Origin of the sequence: Tenacibaculum xiamenense (genome assembly GCF_964513065.1) — a bacterium.
GTDB classification, from domain to species: Bacteria; Bacteroidota; Bacteroidia; order Flavobacteriales; family Flavobacteriaceae; genus Polaribacter; species Polaribacter xiamenense.
In genome coordinates, this window is record NZ_CAZEQU010000010.1 from 282,470 (window position 1) to 302,627 (window position 20,158).

19 protein-coding genes are annotated in these 20,158 nt (G+C 30.0%); 10 read left to right on the forward strand and 9 right to left on the reverse strand.

Annotated features, from left to right (window positions below; all coding sequences use genetic code 11):
- Nucleotides 1-63: 63 nt before the first annotated feature.
- The 3 genes from ACKTTV_RS03175 to ACKTTV_RS03185 form a co-directional block, all read right to left on the reverse strand.
- Nucleotides 64-501, reverse strand: a complete 438-nt coding sequence (locus tag ACKTTV_RS03175; protein WP_408029359.1) for a YHS domain-containing (seleno)protein — start codon at nucleotides 499-501, stop codon at nucleotides 64-66.
- Between the two features lie 8 nt (nucleotides 502-509).
- Nucleotides 510-959: a YHS domain-containing (seleno)protein gene (locus ACKTTV_RS03180; RefSeq protein WP_408029360.1), complete on the reverse strand. Its 450-nt coding sequence runs from the start codon at nucleotides 957-959 to the stop codon at nucleotides 510-512.
- 202 nt (nucleotides 960-1,161) lie between these two features.
- Nucleotides 1,162-2,136 (reverse strand): LuxE/PaaK family acyltransferase, encoded by a 975-nt coding sequence (locus ACKTTV_RS03185; RefSeq protein WP_408029361.1) that lies wholly within the window; start codon nucleotides 2,134-2,136, stop codon nucleotides 1,162-1,164.
- Nucleotides 2,137-2,253: 117 nt separating this feature from the next.
- Here ACKTTV_RS03185 and ACKTTV_RS03190 point away from each other — a divergent pair, with 117 nt between their 5' ends.
- The 5 genes from ACKTTV_RS03190 to ACKTTV_RS03210 are packed head-to-tail and all read left to right on the forward strand — an operon-like array spanning nucleotide 2,254 to nucleotide 5,302.
- The gene (locus ACKTTV_RS03190; protein ID WP_408029362.1) at nucleotides 2,254-2,571 is read left to right on the forward strand and encodes a DUF4377 domain-containing protein; all 318 of its coding nucleotides are present in this window, start codon (nucleotides 2,254-2,256) and stop codon (nucleotides 2,569-2,571) included.
- Nucleotides 2,572-2,603: 32 nt separating this feature from the next.
- Nucleotides 2,604-3,005, forward strand: a complete 402-nt coding sequence (locus tag ACKTTV_RS03195) for a hypothetical protein (protein ID WP_408029363.1) — start codon at nucleotides 2,604-2,606, stop codon at nucleotides 3,003-3,005.
- A 21-nt stretch (nucleotides 3,006-3,026) separates the two neighbouring features.
- Nucleotides 3,027-3,566, forward strand: a complete 540-nt coding sequence (locus tag ACKTTV_RS03200; protein WP_408029380.1) for an RNA polymerase sigma factor — start codon at nucleotides 3,027-3,029, stop codon at nucleotides 3,564-3,566.
- On the forward strand, nucleotides 3,567-4,892 hold the full coding sequence (locus ACKTTV_RS03205) for an outer membrane beta-barrel protein (RefSeq protein WP_408029364.1): 1,326 nt from the start codon (nucleotides 3,567-3,569) through the stop codon (nucleotides 4,890-4,892).
- Nucleotides 4,893-4,903: 11 nt separating this feature from the next.
- Nucleotides 4,904-5,302 carry a hypothetical protein gene (locus ACKTTV_RS03210; RefSeq protein WP_408029365.1) on the forward strand — a complete coding sequence of 133 codons (399 nt, stop codon included), beginning with the start codon at nucleotides 4,904-4,906 and terminating at the stop codon, nucleotides 5,300-5,302.
- A 266-nt stretch (nucleotides 5,303-5,568) separates the two neighbouring features.
- Here ACKTTV_RS03210 and ACKTTV_RS03215 read toward each other — a convergent pair whose 3' ends face one another.
- The 3 genes from ACKTTV_RS03215 to ACKTTV_RS03225 form a co-directional block, all read right to left on the reverse strand.
- On the reverse strand, nucleotides 5,569-6,318 hold the full coding sequence (locus ACKTTV_RS03215; protein WP_408029366.1) for a 3'-5' exonuclease: 750 nt from the start codon (nucleotides 6,316-6,318) through the stop codon (nucleotides 5,569-5,571).
- Nucleotides 6,302-8,053, reverse strand: coding sequence for a DUF4153 domain-containing protein (locus tag ACKTTV_RS03220; protein ID WP_408029367.1), 1,752 nt, complete (start codon nucleotides 8,051-8,053; stop codon nucleotides 6,302-6,304). The genes ACKTTV_RS03215 and ACKTTV_RS03220 overlap by 17 nt, the downstream gene beginning before the upstream one ends.
- A gap of 278 nt (nucleotides 8,054-8,331) precedes the next feature.
- Nucleotides 8,332-8,928 (reverse strand): hypothetical protein, encoded by a 597-nt coding sequence (locus tag ACKTTV_RS03225; RefSeq protein WP_408029368.1) that lies wholly within the window; start codon nucleotides 8,926-8,928, stop codon nucleotides 8,332-8,334.
- 747 nt (nucleotides 8,929-9,675) lie between these two features.
- Between ACKTTV_RS03225 and ACKTTV_RS03230 the strand changes: the two genes are divergently transcribed.
- The 3 genes from ACKTTV_RS03230 to ACKTTV_RS03240 all read left to right on the forward strand — a co-directional run bounded on the left by ACKTTV_RS03230 (nucleotide 9,676) and on the right by ACKTTV_RS03240 (nucleotide 12,393).
- Nucleotides 9,676-10,353, forward strand: a complete 678-nt coding sequence (locus ACKTTV_RS03230) for a helix-turn-helix domain-containing protein (RefSeq protein WP_408029369.1) — start codon at nucleotides 9,676-9,678, stop codon at nucleotides 10,351-10,353.
- Nucleotides 10,354-10,572: 219 nt separating this feature from the next.
- Complete coding sequence (locus ACKTTV_RS03235) at nucleotides 10,573-11,271, forward strand: response regulator transcription factor (protein ID WP_408029370.1); 699 nt, start codon at nucleotides 10,573-10,575, stop codon at nucleotides 11,269-11,271.
- A gap of 81 nt (nucleotides 11,272-11,352) precedes the next feature.
- Complete coding sequence (locus tag ACKTTV_RS03240; protein WP_408029371.1) at nucleotides 11,353-12,393, forward strand: sensor histidine kinase; 1,041 nt, start codon at nucleotides 11,353-11,355, stop codon at nucleotides 12,391-12,393.
- Nucleotides 12,394-12,402: 9 nt separating this feature from the next.
- Here ACKTTV_RS03240 and ACKTTV_RS03245 read toward each other — a convergent pair whose 3' ends face one another.
- From ACKTTV_RS03245 to uvrC, 3 genes are all read right to left on the reverse strand, one after another.
- The gene (locus ACKTTV_RS03245) at nucleotides 12,403-12,852 is read right to left on the reverse strand and encodes a GNAT family N-acetyltransferase (protein ID WP_408029372.1); all 450 of its coding nucleotides are present in this window, start codon (nucleotides 12,850-12,852) and stop codon (nucleotides 12,403-12,405) included.
- Nucleotides 12,853-12,854: 2 nt separating this feature from the next.
- Nucleotides 12,855-15,056: a patatin-like phospholipase family protein gene (locus ACKTTV_RS03250; protein ID WP_408029373.1), complete on the reverse strand. Its 2,202-nt coding sequence runs from the start codon at nucleotides 15,054-15,056 to the stop codon at nucleotides 12,855-12,857.
- Between the two features lie 188 nt (nucleotides 15,057-15,244).
- The gene (gene uvrC, locus ACKTTV_RS03255) at nucleotides 15,245-17,047 is read right to left on the reverse strand and encodes an excinuclease ABC subunit UvrC (RefSeq protein WP_408029374.1); all 1,803 of its coding nucleotides are present in this window, start codon (nucleotides 17,045-17,047) and stop codon (nucleotides 15,245-15,247) included.
- 102 nt (nucleotides 17,048-17,149) lie between these two features.
- Between uvrC and ACKTTV_RS03260 the strand changes: the two genes are divergently transcribed.
- On the forward strand, nucleotides 17,150-18,922 hold the full coding sequence (locus tag ACKTTV_RS03260) for a MutS-related protein (RefSeq protein ID WP_408029375.1): 1,773 nt from the start codon (nucleotides 17,150-17,152) through the stop codon (nucleotides 18,920-18,922).
- A gap of 149 nt (nucleotides 18,923-19,071) precedes the next feature.
- Nucleotides 19,072-20,064: a GTP 3',8-cyclase MoaA gene (gene moaA, locus ACKTTV_RS03265; protein ID WP_408029376.1), complete on the forward strand. Its 993-nt coding sequence runs from the start codon at nucleotides 19,072-19,074 to the stop codon at nucleotides 20,062-20,064.
- The last annotated feature ends 94 nt before the right edge of the window (nucleotides 20,065-20,158 follow it).

The following is a 20,158-nucleotide window of genomic DNA, read 5'->3' on the forward strand; positions in this document are numbered from 1 at the left end:
AAAAAAGAACTGAAATAATTCAGTTCTTTTTCGTTGTCCCCCTAGATTCAATCTAGCCAACTATTATTGACTAATCGACTTCCAGTTTTTGTCTGCTTGTTTTTTTAATTTCTCAGTGTTTTCTTCGTTCCAAAGATTTAGTGTATTGGTTCCCCAAGCGTTATAAAACAAGTATAGTTTTTCATCTCGAATTTCAAATGTTTTCGGATTAATATCAACTTTCTCACCAGTTTTTCCAATTGCATATGCACAATATCCTCCATATTGCGGTGCATATTTTTCAGGTGATTGTTTAAACTTCTGTAGATTCTCATTAGAAGAAAATCTAAATGTTGCTCCGTCATGTGTTGTTGAATACTTCTTACTTCCTTTTGTCGCCTCATTATCAAAATAAGCCACAACATCATACCCTTTAGCGACAAGCCCTTTTTTTAAATTATAATTTTTTTGACTATATCCTAACGAACATATAAAAAGAAAGATGATAACTAATTTATTCATTCCAATTACTATTTATATTTAAGTTCTTCCCAGTTATTATCTCCTTGTTTTTGAAGTTTTTTAGTATCTCCTTTTTTCCAATCTTCCAATTTATTAGATATCCAAGAACTGTAAAACAAGTACAATTTTCCATCTCTTACTTCATATGCTTCAGCGTCGATATACATTTTTGTTTTTTTTGCTGCTATCGCATAGGCACAGTATCCTCCATATTGTGGAACATATTTTTCGGGATTTTCTTTAAACAATGCTAAATTCTTTTCTGAAGAAAATTTGAATTTCACCCCATCATAAACAGTTTGAAATTTGTTCTTCCCTTTACTTGGCTTATCATCTACAAAATAAGACACTACATCATATCCTTCAGCGACAAAACCTTTTTTGGTATTATAATCTATTTTTTGGGCAAAAATAACCGTTGATATTGTTAACAATATTAAAGTACAAAGTTGTTTCATAATGGTATAGTTTTGGAAAGTTGTCGAATACATTTACAAACACTTACATTAAAACTGCATTATTTTTATACCTTTTTAACTCCTTGATTGCTAAAACTCCCCAAAAGCACCAATCTTTACTATGCTAAACTAAAAGCCAGGTTTAATCAATATGTTTACGATTGTTTATTTTAAAAAAGCGCAGATAACTTAAAAGTAACTATTAAAGGACCATCAAATTACACCCTCTAATATCAGAATTATCGAAACGTCCAATAATTTCAAAACTTCCATTATGATATACTTTACCAAGATCTTGTGTAGCAATAAATGAACAAGAATTGTAGTTGGCCAAATCGATAACATTAATTCCACCAGATTTTCCAGTAGGTAAAATACTTAACGCATCTTCGGTATCACGTGTTAATAGTTTCATCCAAGGGGGACAATTAAAAATCCCGTTTCCGTTGGAATACCCTTGACTTAATAATTCCGTCATACCATATTCTGAATGAATTTCAGAGACTCCAAATCCCTTTTTCAACAACTCATGAAGTTCAGCTCGGATTAACTCTTTTCTTCTTCCTTTCATTCCTCCAGTTTCCATAATAATAGTGTTTTTCAAAGAAAACTGATATTCCTCTATTAAGTCTAATAAGGCAAATGAAACTCCAATTAACAATATTTTCTTTCCTTTTTCTTCGAGATCAATTAAAGTTTTAGCTAATTCCGATAAATTATTCAAGTAAAATCCACTTTCAGGATTACCAGAACGTTTGATTAAATCGTCCACCATATAAATTAGTGAAGATCCTTTTCGCTCAAGGTAATTAGGTAGCAAAGCCAAAACTACATAATCACTTATATCTCCATAAAAATGTTTGAATCCAAGTAAATAACTTTTTTCATACCAAGATAAATCCGTGACAAAATGTTTACTTGTAACGCTTCCTGTGGTTCCTGAACTTGAAAATGTTTCCTGTATTGGATCTTTGGAAGAAAGAACCTCTCTTGATTTAAAAAATTGAATTGGCAAAAATGGAATTTCCTCAATTTTTGTTACATCTGATGGATGTATATAGAGCAAATCACAAAACGACCTATACACTCTATTATTGGTAAACTGATGCTTAAAAACATCGAGAGTAACTTCTTTAAAATCTTCTTCGGATTGTATGTTAAAAACCTTGTTCTGCATAATTTTTACAAAAATAAGAGTATTCTACGCAACCATTTAATTTTTTGTGCATCTAGTAATAAAAATCATTAATGATGTTTTAAACAAAAATTAAACGTTCCACTTAAATATTATCTCATGAAAAGCTTGCAATCAAAAATAGATACTGTACTACGAATGATGAATATTACTAGTTCTAAATCTTTAAAGAATCAAAAATTCATAACGATAGCTTCCAAAAAAGCCTCTCAGAAAGAATTGCTCTTTAAAGAAAACGAATTTGATTCTTGGCAAACATGTTATGACAATATTAATGGTTTCGTTTATGAAGATGGGTATGAATATGAATTATTAATTTCTACAAAAAACTCATCAAAAATGGCTGTTGGAGAAGACAAATATCTTGTTAGAATTTTAACCAAAACAAAAAAGGAATCTTACGATTTACCAAATTAACCTATTTATTAAATGAAAAACCAATTTTAATTATGAAAAACCTCAAACTACTACCTATTTTATTTGTAATCTTATTATCATGCAATAGCAATAATGATCTAAAGGAAACTATTGATCCTGCCAATCAAGAAGAGCATTATCAAGAAGTAAAAAAGATATTTGATCAAGCCAATGATATGGTAAAAGATTTAGACTGTAAAGACTCCGATAATTGGTCCTTTGTTTCTTACGGAAGTAAAGCATGTGGTGGACCTCATGGATATATAGCATATTCGAACGAAATAAATGTTGAACTGTTTCTTAGTTTAATTGAAAAACACAGAACAGAAGAAGATAAGTACAATAAAAAATGGAATGTTGTTTCTACCTGCGATACCCCTGCTCCACCAATAGGAATTGTTTGCAGCAACGGTAGCGCTCAGTTGAATTATTAGTATTTTTAAAAAAATAGACTCATTAACCTAACGACAATCATACAACAATGTTGCCGACAGAATATTAAGGCACAAGCAGAGGTTTACGAACTGTACTCTACTAAGCTTTTTGCGTTGTGCCTTAAATATTCTAAAAATTATGAGGATGCCCAAGATACTTTACAAGACAGTTTTATTACCATTTTCAAAAAAATTAAGCAATATGATCATAAAGGATCTTTTGAAGGTTGGATGAAAAGAGTAACTATTAATACTGCTTTGCAAAAGTATCGGCAAAAATCGCCCTTACAATTAGTAAAAGAGGAAGCCATAGAAGAAGTAGAAGATGTGTATTATGATGAATCGGAAGTAAATGTAGATTTTCTTCTGGCATGTATTCAAGAGTTACCTGATAGGTATCGATTGGTTTTTAACCTGTATGTATTAGATAAGTTTTCTCATAAGGAAATTGCAAAAATGCTTGAAATTTCTGAAGGAACTTCTAAATCTAATTTATCAAGAGCTCGGTTATTATTAAAGCAAAAAATAGAAGCTCACCAAAAAGTACAAAAAGAAGCGTAAATGGACAGTAAAGAAAATATAGATAGATTGTTTCAAGAAAAACTTGAAGGTTTGGAGGTAACTCCTAACCCTGAAGTTTGGAATGCCATTGAAGCAAAACTAAAGAAGAAAAAACGCAAAGTTTTACCTATGTGGTGGATCTATACTGGTGTTGCCTCTATTGTAATTATTGGGATATTGTTATATCCTTTTTTGAAAGCTGATGAACCTGTTATTAATGATGTTATTGTAACCTCTCCTGATACCACTAAAGATTCGATACATACTAAGAAAATAATTCCTGTTTTACCTATTCAAGAAGAAACAATTGTTGTAGCAAAAAGCTCAAATTCCCCCAGAACAAATCAACCAATTAAGAATAGTAAATCAGTAAAAAATACAGTTCAAAATAAAACTCTTATTGCTAGTAAAAGTTCAACTTCAGACAAGGTGGTTAAAGAAGGGTCATTGTCAGAAGAGAAAAATGCTATGGAAAAGATTTCTTTTGAAAAGGAGTCGCAAAACAATTCAATTAAAATTTCCTCTAAAAATGATTCGACTTCAACTAAGAAGTCAATGAAAAAGGACTTCTTAAAAGAATTACAAAAAAGAGACAGTGTATTAATCGCTGAAAACAAAGAGAACAAATGGTCTGTTTCTCCTACGTTTGCCTTAACACATACCAATTCTTTTACAAACACCTCAGCACTAGATAAAAGTTTAAACGCTTCTGATACTAATGGAGAAAACACTTTTTCATATGGTGTAAAACTTGCTTATGAGGTAAATGATAAATGGACCGTTCAATCAGGTTTATTGGTTCAGAAAATTGGTTATTCAAATGATAATCTTTCTGTTCTTAACGATGTAAGAGGAGCCAGTTTACAAAATGTAGAACACAGTTCTGAGCCTTTATTTTTATTAAGTACTTCAGAAACTCCTCTTGATGCAAACTCTATTTCCACTTCAAGAGTTGAAACTACTAATGCTTCCTTACTGCAAAACTATAGTTATATAGAAATTCCTGTAGAAGTAAAGTATACATTTTTAGAAAGTAAAAAATTCAGCTCGCAAATCGTTACTGGTGTAAGTTCTTTATTCTTAAACCAAAATGAAGTGGTACTTAATTCTGAAACACAGTCGCAATCGCTCGGAAAAGCTAATAATTTAAACACTATAAATTTCAGTGGAAATTTAGGTATTGACCTTCAATATTCCATAAATAAAAAATTAAAGATCGCAGTTAACCCAATGTTTAAAGTGCAATTAAACACTTTTTCAAAAAATGCTAATGGTTTTAGACCTTATACCATTGGTGTATACTCTGGATTAATTTATCAATTTTAAAACCTAAACTCATGAAAAAAGTATTATTATTTATCTTAGCCCTAGGCTTTCTTTCATGTTCACTCGATGGAAATAATTTAGTTGTTAAAGTATTGCCTATTAACGAGTCAACGACACCCGATAGTTTCACTTTCAATACTATTGATACTATTAAAATTAAATACTCTTTACCTGACAATTGCCATTCATTTTACAATTTGTATTACCAATATGACGATACAACAAGAATTGTAGCTGTAAGAGCTTTGCAAGATTTAGATGCTAACTGTATTAATCAAGCCATAGAAAGAGAACTTGATATTCCAATACAAGTAAGACAAGAAAAAGATTATGTATTTAAGTTTTGGAAAGGTAAAAACAGCAATGGTGTTGATGAATACGAAGTAAAAGTAGTACCTGTTAATAATTAAAATATTACCAGTGATGTCGAAATTTCGATACCACTTGTCAAAATTATGTCCTGAAATTACTTCAAACTATAGCTTTTGCTTACTTCTTGATTTCACATAGTATTAGTTAGATACACTAAACCTAGAAGCTCATAGTATAAGTGTATTTTCAGGACTTTTTTGAATAAACTTGTCTTTGCTTTTCTTTATCCTTAAAAAGAGTCAAACTTGCTAAGATGAGTTCGATTTACGTTTTTGTGCATAACTAAGGGAAATAATTTTATGCTCTATTGATTGAAAAGAGGCCGAAAAGCCTCTTTTTTTATTTTTACTATTGCTTCTTCATTTAAAATTGGCTGATTATTTAATCTTAAGAAAACCTGGGCAACAGCAACCGTATCACGTTCACAGTAATCAACAATTCTTTGAATGTTTTTCTCCTTATAAAAAATATCAGCAACTTCACTTCCATCAATATCTTCTTTGGGTGAAGGTACTCCTAAAACATGAGTGAGTAGTTTTAATGAAGTATAATGTTTATAGTCGCCAAACTTCCACAAATCCATAGTGTCTAAATGTGATATTTCCCAAGGTTTTTTACCAAATAAATTAAGTTTTTCTGGGAGTTCTATTTGATGAATAACCATTCTTCTAGCGATATAAGGAAAATCAAATTCTTTACCGTTATGAGCACACAATAAGTGATGCTTTTGGTTAAAATGATTATCTAAAAGACATTTAAAATCTAATAAGATTTTTCTCTCATCTACTCCAGAAAATGAAGTCACTCGAAAGGTTTCTATTTCGTTTTTCTTTTTAAAATAGCCCACCGAAATACAAACTATTTTACCAAATTCCGCCCATATTCCTGCTCTTAGATAAAACTCTTCAGCGCTATATCCATCTTTCCTTTGATATTTGGTTTTTAAATCAAAAAGCTCTTTTTCTTCATTCGATAAATTATTCCAAACTTCATACTGAGGAACCGTTTCAATATCTAAAAACAAGACATTTTTAATTTCATTTTTTCTTAGCATTTTTTTCTCTTATTAGTACATAGCATTTTGCGTGAGTTGTCATGAATTTTCCATTCTCTTTTTGTGAACTTATATTATCTATTATAATTTTTATCTCAAGCTCTTCAAATTCTTTTTCAATAGTCAAATACGATTGTTTTACATTATGATCTATAGTTAAAGCCCAAAGTTTTTGAGTTAAAGGGTTTAAATCAATATCAAGTACATCTCCTTTTGTAGATTTTACTTCGATTATATTCTTTTTTTCATTTAATGAAAAATTATATCCAGCTATTTTATTTTCTTCTGACTTATAATCATTCAAATAAAGAATTTTAAGTGTTGAATACCCTTCGGTTCTTATTATCAACTCCGATTCGTTCAAATTAAAATAGCGGTAAGATAGCCCTTCATCGTCCTTAACATTTATCTGTAAACTATCAATAACTTTTTCTGGTATTCTCCAACTGCTTTCTCCTTGAAAAGCTGTTTCAGGATTATAACCCAAAAGAGATTCTAATTGAAATAATTGATTCTTCTCCTGCAAATAACGAAGTACAGATTCCATCTGCCGTTTTTTACTACTAGAAGTAATAAGTTGGTCTTTTTGGATATGGTTATAAACTTTTTTAAACTGATTTATTTGACTTCTTGTGGAAACAGAAAAAACACTCCATAAACCAAAGGATATTAGTATTCCAATAATCGTAAATGAAGTGATAAATGTTTTTACTTTTTTCGTTTTACTAACAAACATATATATGATCATTCCCAAAATCCATAAAGCCATTAAAATGACCAAATATCTTCTCTCTGTGATGCCATATTCAGAAACTCTTCTGAAAATTGCTACAAATAGTAAAACAACCATTGGTAATAATGCTATATAAAACCAAGGGTAAAACCTTTTTATAATTAATGATTTATCTTTTTCTTGAATGGGATCTATTAAAATTTGAATAACAAAACCAAGAAGTGAAAGAACAACTACTAAATAACTAACCCATCCCTTAGGCAAGGTCCAGTTGATAACTATTTTAGCACCGTACAGGTATAAAATGATTAGGTAAATTATTAATAATGGTAAAAGAATGTACTTTACTAAAATTTCCAAGCCTTTGGTATATTCAACAGATGTATTCTTTGTTTCAGTTGGAAAATCCGCTAAACAAATCCAGGTATTCATTATTCCTAAAGAGAACACAAAAACTTGAAAAAATCGCTTATCAGATACATTAACATTAAACAGATTTACAATAGCAAGAATTGCCAAGATTACCCCCAAGCATAAAACCATTGAAAAAAATAAGCTTCGAGCTACAGAAAGGAAAACTTTCTTTATATAGTTAAAAAAAGCATTTCTATTCCATTGAAAAACAAAAGGACTAACCAGAATTAATGAATGACCAGAAATAAAATAAAGAAAGAAAAGAAGTACACTTTCACTATCAATTCCATTCTGATACTCACCAACAAAAAAATAGAAGTAACCTAAAACTGCCGTAGGAATTAAGTAAAATAAGAACGTCTTTTTCTTAGATTTTCTCTTCAATAAGTTTGTACTTAATAACCAACTAACCCCAAGGATAAACGTTAATACTATTCTTATCCAAAAAGGTTTGTTTACCTCTTTATTTTCAATTGTAAAAAGAGATATTAAAGTACCTACAATTGCCCAACAAATTACAACAGGAAACCGATTGAAAGCATCTCTAAACTTTATAGCAAAAGAGCTCAGTTTTAACCAATTTTTCATACCATGATTTTTTATAAAGTTACAAAAAATAAAAAAAGAGAACCTAAAAAAGTTCTCTTCTTAACATTACCAATCTTTTTAAATTTATTCAAGAAACATTTGTTGATTAGTAACTTTAATTCAAATAAATGAACTTGTTTAAACTTTTTCTATTTACCGAAAAATCGATTTTTTCAGCCCCGTAATTATATATACTCCGCTTTATAAAATAGTAGCAGTTTCTTTTAGCAATTACTTTCAGCCAATCCGTAATTATATTACACATACAACCTTAAACTTTAAAACTGCCACCCAAAATTTAATCCAAATTTTCCAGTAAAATCCTGCTTATTGGGATCATCTGCAAAACCAAGGTTACGACCGAAACCAGTATTTATATCAATAAGGAATCCGGAATCACTTACCCATTTCCAGCCAATGCTTATTCCTATCGCTGTTTCAAAATATGTTTTGTCATTTGTATTTGTAGGATTTTCAGGCCCAAAAATGATAATGGGTTTATTTTCATATGTGTAGAACTTTAAAAAACCTTCACCATAAAATCCTTTAGCACCATAATCTTCTTTCGAAAAAAAGTACCGGCGATAATAAGGCGAAAACGAAAATTTATCAAAGACTCCTAACCAGTCATCATTACCAAAATTAATATTTAAATCTGCACCTATACCACTGTATTTATTTAGTACATACTCATACCTTGGGTTAAAGGCTGGGAAAACAAGTCCTGCTACTACATCTAAACTAAGGCTATGTCGTTTTGCTTTAGAGAATTCAGTCATGCTTTTTTGACTTTCTGTTTCTCTAGAATCCGTTTTGTTTTGAGCTTTAACCATAAAGTTTATAGCCAATAGAATCATAAATAATTGTTTTTTCATAATGTTACGTTTTATTTTAGATTTCATCTTTTCTTTTTTAATGATTATATGTTATGAACTCATTTTTATATTTAATCATTAGTGCTTTTTTTCTACTGCTAAATAATTCCCTTAAGAAAAAACATACAAGTTTTAGCATCCTGAATTCATAAATACCAACCCGTATTTATAAATTCATGGCAAAACACGATCAACCAAACGAGTTAACATAAAAACTGAAATGCATATATTTGGGATTACTAAGGAAAACGACAACTTTAAAAATTGATAGTGGAAGATTTTTTCAACTTATTCTTGCTAATTAGCTCCATTCATGGATTTATATTTTGTTTAATCTTATGGTTTTCAAAAGGAGGCACGAAAAAAGCTTTTCTTTTCATTAATTTTTTAGTTTTAGTAATCTCTTTAAATAACTTCCAATCGTGGGTGTTAGTTAAACAGTTTTTTCAGGATAGTGAGTTTCTAAGGTATTTTGAAATACCTTGGCATTTTTTAATCGCCATTTTTTTTTACTTATTCCTTATTAATTATCTGGAAATAGAAAAAAGAAAACAAAACCTTTTTAAAATTGTTACAATTACTTTTTGGGGGCTACTACTTATTCGACTTGGCTTCTATTTTAGTAATAATGAAGTTGCTTCAAACATAACAGCTTTTAAAAAATATGTGATTTTTGAAGAGTTATTGAGTATGTTCGTTTCAATTGCCATTTTCATATATACTTATTACTTGTACAAAATGGTTAAAATGAAAAGAATTCCATCTAACATTACGGATTTTGACAACTTAAAATGGATTCGAATATTTTTCAGGTTAGGATTGTTATCTTATGTTTCTTGGTTTATTCCTTTGCTAATCACATTAATTCTTAAGTTTAATATATTCTTACCATCTTATTATCCTTTGAGAATTTTTACAACAATTTTAATCTATTGGCTCGGTTATCAATCTATTATACAATTAAGAGTTTTACAAGAAAGAAAATATTTACGTCCTTTGATAGCAAGTAATTCAAATACCTTAAAAACTCAAAGCCTTGTTCATAAATCAAAAAGCAATAAAAAATTAGGTATTCCAGAGGAAATTGTTAAAAGTATTTTATTTGGTCTTGATCAGTTTGAGAAAAATAAGAGGTACACTTCTCAAAACATGACTCTTACAGTTTTAGCTAAAGAATTAAATACAAATACAAGCTATTTATCTAAAATAGTAAACCATTATAAAGAAACCTCATTTACAAATTACTTAAACACATTAAGAGTTAATAATATTATTGCTTTATTAGAATCTAATTCAATTATTAGAAAATATACAATTAAAGCCATTGCTCAGGAAGCTGGTTTTAGTAACTCCGACTCCTTTTCTAAGGCTTTTGTTAAACTAAAAAACAGAACCCCATCGGAATTCATAAAAGATTTGAAATAGATATAACCTTAATAATTTTTGGCATAATTCAAATTCAATGTTATCACCAAACCACCATCACCTAAATCTCTTGGATTTAGAAAAGTTAAATCACTGAATTATAGATTAAAATATTTTTATAGGTTTATAAATCATTAAATCATCGTTAAGTTAAATAGCTAAATAGCTATTTTGTTATTTTATCGTTACTTTTGGAATAAAGTACTTAAAAATCAACGTATGAATACTAGCGATATTAAGATTTTATTGGTTGATGATGAACCAGATATACTAGAAATAGTGGGTTACAACCTAAAATCTGAAGGATATCAAGTTTTTACAGCCAATAATGGGGCTGAAGGGGTTAAAACGGCTAAAAAAGTGCAGCCGCATCTAATATTATTGGATATCATGATGCCCGAGATGGATGGAATTGAAGCCTGTGAAAAAATTAGAGGAATAAAATCTCTTGAAGATTCTATTATTTCTTTTTTAACAGCTAGAGGTGAAGATTATTCTCAAGTGGCTGGTTTCGATGCTGGTGCTGATGACTATATTACAAAACCTATTAAACCTAAGGTTTTGGTTAGCAAAGTAAAGTCGTTATTAAGACGATTAAAAACAGAAGAAAAAACAGATACCACTACCAAAATTGGAGATATAATTATTAACAGAGACGAATATGTTGTTTTTAAAGGTGACAACAAAATTTCTCTTCCTAGAAAAGAGTTTGAGCTATTTTCACTACTAACATCAAAACCTGGTAAAGTATTTAAACGAGAAGTTATTTTAGATAACGTATGGGGAAATGAAGTAGTTGTTGGAGGAAGAACAATTGATGTTCATATTAGAAAACTTCGTGAAAAAATCGGTGATGATTATTTTAAAACGGTAAAAGGTGTTGGTTATAAATTTGTCTTAGAAGGATTCGACAAATAATATCCAATTAAAAAATTATATAAGGTAGTAGATTGCTCTTAAGAAGGCAATCTACTTTTGTTTATAACAAATAACAATATTTTGAAATTGAAAAAAACATATAAATATGCGCTTTGGTCAGCTTTCTATCTGACCATTCTTTCTACTGTTTTTTCAGTACTTATCTACTTTTTACTATACAAACATCTGGGTATAGTCACTTTCATAGCCTTTGGCATCATAATTTTTATCATTTCATTCTTTGTTATTCAGATAAGAGCTGAGCATTTTATTTATCAAAGAATAAAAAAACTATATGAAGACATTTCTTTTTTGGATGTTAATGATCTGAAAAGAAAAAAAATAACAACTGATGTTGAAGCCATAACTAAAACGGTTCAGGAATATGTTGAAGGGAAAAGTGAAGAAATAGCCGATTTAACGCAAAGAGATTCTTTTAGAAGAGATTTTTTAGGTAATGTGGCTCATGAACTTAAAACACCTCTTTTTACTGTTCAAGGCTATGTTTTAACCTTAATTGAAGGAGCCGCTGAAGACACTGAAATTAGAACCAAATATTTAGAAAGAGCTAATAAAGGTGTTGAAAGATTGACCTCAATTGTTAAAGACTTAGACATGATTGCTAAATTGGAAACAGAAGGTATGAAAATGAATATTGAAACCTTCAATATTTTGGAAATGATTCAAAATGTTTTTGATTTATTTGAAATGAAAGCTAAGAAAAGAGGTATTAAGTTACAACTAGATAAGGCTTATGAGTTTCCTTTTTTTGTAAAAGGCGATATTGAAAGAATTGAGCAAGTAATTATTAACCTAATTGTTAACTCCATCAAATATGGTAAAGTTGGAGGGGTAACCACTGTAAGTGTTGAAAATTACAATTCTAAAAAATTCATTATAAAAGTAAATGACAATGGTGAAGGTATTAAACAAGAGCATCTTTCTCGTTTATTCGAACGTTTTTATAGAGTTGATCAAAGTCGCTCAAGAGAACAAGGAGGTTCTGGTTTAGGTTTATCTATTGTAAAACATATCATTGAGGCACATGGAGAAACCATTCTTTTAAAAAGCAAATATGGTGAAGGTTCTGAATTCTCTTTTACTCTAGAAAAAGCTGTGTAATAGTATTATTTATAATTCTATTTCCATGATGGGCAGAAACCTATTTTTAATAGAGCTTTCTATCTTTCCGACCGATTTAAATCCATTACGTTTGTAAAATACCTCAGCATTTGGATCGGCGTCAAGATATGCTTTTTTAAATCCATCCTGTTTAATGCGAAGCAAAAAATGGGTCAAAAGTTTTTTACCATAGCCCTTACCAATAAACTCTGGTTCAATAAATAAAAAGTTTAATTTGATTTTCTCTTTATTTATTATTTCGAAAGCATAAAAACCTAAAATTTTATTGGTTTCAACTAGTTTGTAAACATGGTTATTTCTGATATATTCCGAAGAAACTTTGAGGTCTTCTTTCCATTCTGAAATTTGTTTTGCCCCATAATTCCAGTGGTCTTTGGATCGAATTGTTAGTTGAGTTAGTAACTCCGAATCGTTTTCATTGGCTTTTTCAACTTTCATTCTTAAAACCAAAAACCTAAATTAAACAACCAGTATTTTTCTTTATGATCAGGAGACCAAGTATATTTTAACTCAATCGGTCCAATAAATGTACTTAATCCATACCCTAGAGCGTAACCAGATTTTGTGTTATCAAATAACTTACCGTCTTTGAACACATCATGCTCTACACGTGCATAATTTGCTATAAAAGTGGCATAATGATTCTTATAAACATTGTATCTAAAATTGAATTCGGACTTTACAAATGTTTGGTTTCCTAATTCACCAGTATCATATCCATAAAATGAAACGAAATTATTCACATAGTTCTGGTTATAACCTCCTAGTCTGAAATCAAAAATCTCTGAAGCTTCTTTACCTAATGTAAACCCTCCTTCTCCTGTATATTGAAAAGTTAACTTATCATCAAAAAAAGATTTAGCAAAACCAATGGTTCCAGAAATCTGAGAAAACTGATTAAAATCATTACTTTCTTGAACAAAATCACCAATACGTTTATTTCTATCGGACCATACAAACCACTTAAAACCTACATTGGCAAAATAACCATCAGTTGGATAGATGTTTTTATTGTAAGTATCTAACTTCAAAAAAGAATAAGCATTCACATAATTACTATTATCAAATATTGTTTCTTCTCCATTGGTTAAAAAAGTGTCCGAAGAAATCTTTACCTTCTTGTTCTCAAGCCCAATTCCAAAGGCAAACTTTTTATCAATTGTGGTTTGAACGTAGAAAGCATTGGTAAAATCTGTATACTTAATATTAATTCTATTTATTAAATCGTTATTAAAAAGAAATGAACTTTTAAAAGAGTTATATCGAGAAGTAAAACCATAGCTTGGAATTAAACCATTGTCAATAAAGTAATCCATCCTATATCGAATGCGATCACCAATCCCCACATCAAAATTAAACTCGTCATTTTGCATGAGTAGTTTTCTGTGGTTATAATTTAAAAGAACGGCTGTTTTGTATAATAAATCATAATGAATTCCGAAACGAACATATGATTTCACTTTATCTTCTTTTACTTTTAATTCCAATTTTTTACCTGAAAACGACTTTTCAAAATGATAGTCAATTCTTTCAAAATTATTGGTTGCTGATAGTGAACTAATTTTTCTTGAAATATCTTTGTACGAAGTACTATCTCCTTCTTCGAGTTGAAGTTTTCCTAAAACATAATTGTCTGTATAGTTTTTATTTCCTTTAATAATGATTCTATCTACTAAAAACTTTTTACTTTTTAGTGTAATCTGCGGACGTTTTCTTTTTATTTTCTGAAGTTTAGCAATGCTATCGAAAACAAATTTATTTGATTTGGCAACCCTTGTTCCTTCGTTAATAATTTCTTTCTTCTTATCAAAAGAAATAACACTATACTCTAAAATATTTGGTTTTAAGTTGAAATCAAGAAGCTTTGCCTGTTCATCAGATTTACGATACATCTGAAAGTTGATTATTTGAAGTAAAACAGATGCTACTGAAGATAACTCTTCTCTATTTAAAAGTTGTCCTTGAACATTAATACCGATAATTATGTCTACACCTTTTGTTTTCATAATATCTACAGGAAAATTGTTTACAACTCCTCCATCAACCAATAACTGACCATCGATATCAACAGGGTTTAATAAAGAAGGAAATGCCCCACTAGCTCTTAAAGCTAGTGCCAAAGATCCTTTTTCAAGAACTACTTCTTTTCCCGTTTCAATATTGGTTCCTATACAATAAAAAGGAATGGGAAGTTTTGAAAAGTCGGTAACTTCATCAACTGGAGCCAATAACTCCGTTAAAAAATTAAGAACATTTTGACCTCTAGATAAACCTAAAGGTAATCCAACACTTCCGTTTTTTATAGGCAATGTAACAGCATATTTTTCTCCATGTTGTTTTATAAAAAAAGGTTTTGATTCTCTACTTACCTCATCCTGAAGCAACTTCATAAAATCTGCCTCTTTAATAACCTTTTCAATCTGATCAGGAGAGTATCCAGAAGCATAAAGTCCTCCTACAATAGCCCCCATACTAGTTCCACCAATATAATCTACTTGTAGTCCTGCTTTTTCAAGTTCTTTTAATACCCCTACATGAGCAAATCCTTTTGCTCCACCTCCACTTAAAACTAATCCAACTTTTGGCTGTTCTTGTGCAAATAGAATTACAGGAGCCATTAAAAAAAATAATAGCTTTTTCATATGTTTGTTTTCACTTTCTTAGTTAGAAGATACTAACTAACGTTAAAATTATAATAAGTAATATGCCTACCTATTGTTTTAACATATTAGTTCTATCCTTTTAAAATTATTATTTATCAATGCGTAATATAAGGGGCAACAGATGTAATAATTTTGCAATCAATCATTTAAAAAACGATTAATTATCTCTATTTCATAGTTTTATCTTTATGATAATATTGGTAAATTTTTTGTGCTCGTGAAAAACCTACCACTTCTTGTAATTCCTCTAAACTAGCGCTTTTTACTCGCTTAGCAGATTTAAATTTACGTAATAAATTTGTTATTGTTTGTTTACCAATATCAGGAATTTGTTCTAATTCAGACTGAATTGCACTCTTACTGCGCTTATTTCTATGAAACGTAATTCCAAAACGATGCGCCTCATTTCGTAGATATTGAATAATTTTAAGTGTTTCAGACCTCTTATCTAAGTACAGCGGAACACTATCTCCTGGGTAATAAATTTCTTCCAAGCGCTTTGCAATACCAATAATGGCTATTTTTCCTCTTAAATCAAGAGCATCCAAACTTTTTAATGCAGAAGAAAGTTGTCCTTTACCACCATCAATAACTATTAGTTGTGGCAATGGTTTTTCTTCCTCCAACAAACGTTTATATCTTCTATAAACCACTTCTTCCATCGAGGCAAAATCATCCGGTCCTTCTACTGTTTTAATATTGAAGTGTCGGTAATCTTTTTTACTTGGTTTTCCATTTTTAAAAACAACACAAGCGGCCACTGGATTTGTTCCCTGAATGTTCGAGTTATCAAAACATTCAATATGACGGGGCTCTACTCGTAAACGCAAATCTTTCTGCATTTGCCCCATGATTCTCTTCACATGGCGATCAGGATCTACTATTTTTATTTGTTTAAACTGCTCTTGTCTATAATACTTTGCGTTTCTTTCTGATAATTCAACAATACGTTTTTTATCACCTAATTTCGGAACCGTTACTTTTACCTTATCACCTAAATTAACCTCAAAAGGCACATATATTTCTCTTGATAAAGAATTGAATCGATTTCTTGTTTCAACAATAAACAACTCCAATAAATCCTTATCACTTTCCTCTAGCTTTTTCTTTATTTCAGTGGTATAAGACTGAACAATAGCCCCGTTCATAATTTTAAAGAAGTTGGCATACCCATGGGTTTCATCTGAAATTATTGAAAATACATCAACATTATTTATTGACGGATTTACGATGGTCGACTTCGCTTGATAGTTTTGTAACGCTTCAAGTTTTTCTTTTACTTCTTGAGCTTCTTCAAATCGCATTTCTTCAGCAAAATACTTCATCAACTCTTCAAGTTTTTGAATGCTTTCTTTAAAATTACCTTTAATAATATTCCGAACATCATTGATATCAGCTAAGTACGCTTCCTCTGTTTGAATATTTTTTTCTGGATTTTTTAAACTCTTGATTTGGTGTTCCAAAGAACCTATATAATGGTTATGGTTGCTCTTTTTTTTACCAATATCATAACGATAAGTTCTAACCGAATAAATCTCGTCAATTAAATAAAATAACGATGTAATTGTTTTAACACTTGTATAAGGTCCATAATATTCTGACCCGTCTTTTACAACCCTTCGGGTCATGAAAATTCTAGGAAAACGTTCTTTTTTAATACAAATCCAAGGATAAGTTTTGTCATCTTTCAACATTACATTATACCTTGGTTGATGTTTTTTTATTAAACTATTTTCAAGTAGTAACGCATCGGTTTCTGTATCAACAACAATGTGTTTTATAGAGGTTATTTTTTTTACCAGAACTCTTGTTTTACCATTTTCATGATTCTTAGTAAAATAAGATGATACTCTCTTCTTCAAATTCTTTGCTTTTCCAACATAAATGATCACATCATTTTTATCGAAATACTGGTATACTCCTGGTGAATTGGGCAGGGTTTTTATTTGAAGCTCTAAAGTTGTTGGCATACAACGAAAATACAATTTTCTAAAAACATAACCTTATATTATTTTCTGTATTTTACTCGGTAAAAATGCATATAAACCCGTATTTTTATTGTTTTTTAGGAGATGCAAGAACTACACAATTTTTATTCAAACCAACTTGATGCACATAAACTAGGCCTAACCGAAATAAACAAAACTATTAATACTGTTAGACTTCTTCGTTTTATTGTTTTTTTTAGTTTGCTTTTTGGAGTTTATTTTACCTTCAAAATTCCATATACACCTATTATTATTGGTGGAATTGGAGTTATATTTTTTGGTTTCCTCGTTGTTAAGCATCAAAATTTAAAAGAAAAAAGAAATCTTATTCAATTAAAAGTTTCGTTCAATGAAACGGAGCTTTCAGTTTTAAATAATGATTTTTCAGATAGGCCCGATGGAAAAGAATTTATCGAACCTTTACATTATTATAGTAACGATGTTGATTTATTTGGAAGGGGTTCATTTTTTCAATATTTAAACAGAACAGCGACTATTAGAGGAAAAAAACTCTTAGCCTCTTTACTCACGGCAAATAATATTACTACTATTGAAGAAAGACAAAAGGCACTTCATGAACTTTCGAAAAAATCAAAATGGCGCGAGAATTTTACAGCCTTAGCTCAACTGGTTTCTCCTACACAAAAACAAATTACAAACATTTCATCTTGGATTGAAACTTACGAACCTAAATTACCTTCGTTTTTATTAGTCCTTCCAAGGATATTTTCTATAATTTCATTGAGTATTATTGGATTAATTTCTTTTGGATTAATTCCTTTTTCAGTAATTACTACCTGGTTCTTTGTTGGATTAGGAATATCCATGTTTTACTTTAAAAAGACACAGCAACTTTATACTTCAGCAAGCAGTGCCAAAGACGTTTTTAAACAATATTATTTGCTCCTGGAACAAGTAGAAACAGAAAACTTTGAGGCTGAACTTTTAGTAAAAAAACAATCGGCAATTACAACTCAAGAAAAAAAAGCTTCTTCTATTTTTAAAGAGTTTTCAAACATATTAAATGCTTTTGATCAACGAAATAATATACTGATAGCCGTAGCAGGAAATGGCTTGTTTTTATGGGATATTAACAATGCTTCTAAAACTGAAAAATGGATTAAGGCTTATAAAGATGTTGTTGATAATTGGTTTAAAGTAGTCGATTTTTTTGATGCTTATAATTCATTAGCAAACTTTGTTTTTAATCACCCAAACTATAGTTTCCCTATAATTAGAAATCAAAATAAAACAATTGAAGCATCAAATTTGGGTCACCCTCTGTTAAAAGTTTCAAATAGAGTTGATAATGATTTTATTATTAACAATGAGGAATTCTTTATTGTTACAGGTGCAAACATGGCTGGGAAAAGTACATTTTTGCGTACGGTTTCATTATCAATTATTATGGCTAATTGTGGTTTACCTATATGTGCAGATACTTTTGAGTATTCACCAATAAAGCTCATTACTAGTATGCGTACTTCAGATTCATTAACGGACGATGAATCTTATTTTTATTCTGAATTAAAAAGATTAAAGTTTATTGTAGACGAAATAAAAGAGGACACTTATTTCGTTATTCTTGATGAAATTTTGAAAGGAACGAATAGCAAAGATAAAGCCATTGGTTCAAAGCAATTTATTGAAAAGCTCACCAAATCTAAATCTACAGGAATTATTGCTACACATGATGTTAGTTTATGTGAACTAGCTGATGAATATAAGCAAATTCAGAACTACTATTTTGACGCTGAAATTGTAAACAATGAGCTGTTTTTTGATTATAAAATGAAAAATGGTGTTTGCAAAAACATGAATGCTTCCTTTCTACTTCAGAAAATGGAAATTGTGTAAACAAGCAGCTTGAGAGTAATTTTCCGTCAGTAATAAGGTATATATTTGTTAAATAACAACTGTATTTTAATTGTGAAATTTAAATCAGAACTCGTATAACATGACAAATGACAGGAATTAATTAATACTTTAATCTTACCTTTGTTATTATGCAGCAACTTATTGATAGTTTTGGACGTCAGATTACCTATGTTCGATTGGCAGTTACCGATCGTTGTAATTTACGTTGTCAATATTGCATGCCTGCACATGGTATTGATATTGTACCAAGAAAGGAGTTACTAACTTATAAGGAAATGTATCGTATAATTCGCGTGCTTACGGAATTAGGTGTTACCAAAGTTAGATTAACAGGAGGTGAGCCTTTTGTAAGAAAGGACTTTGTGAATTTTTTAGAAATGCTGTCTTTTAATGACCTTCTAAATACTATCAATATTACCACAAACGGAGCTTTAATTAAAAAACATATTAAATCGATTGAGGGTTTAAAAAAGGTTAAAAATATTAATCTAAGTATTGATAGTTTGTACGAGGATAAATTCAACCAGATTACCAGAAGAAATGTGTTTTCAGAAGTTTACAGTGCTCTTGAATTATTAGAAAAAAGTTCCTTAAATCTAAAGTTGAACGTAGTGGTCCAGTCAGGTTTTAATACCAACGAAATTAACGACTTTGTAAAGCTTACAGAAGATAAAAATATCGTTGTTCGTTTTATTGAGGAAATGCCTTTTAATGGTAGTGGGCAACGTGAGATTGGAGAAAACTGGAATCTAAAACGAATTCTTGAAGAAATACAATCTGAATTCAAAATTTATGAAGTGCCCACAAAAAAATCATCTACTTCAAGAAATTTTCAGGTTGAAAATTTTAAAGGCTCAGTAGGAATTATACCTGCTTTTACAAGAACTATTTGCAATGATTGTAACAGAATTAGAATTACCTCAACAGGAATGCTTAAAAACTGTTTGTTTGATGATGGTGTGTTTAGCATTAGAGACTTTATAAGAAAAGGTGCAAGTAATAACGATTTAAAACAACTGTTTTTATCACTGGTGAAACAAAAACCTAAAAATGGATTTATTGCAGAAGCTAATAGAACAAACGGAAATGTTTCAGAAAGTATGAGCACTATTGGTGGATAGTGTTGAGTGTTGAGTGTTGAGTGTTGAGTGTTGAGTGTTGAGTGTTGAGTGTTGAGTGTTGAGTGTTGAGTGTTGAGTGTTGAGTGTTGAGTGT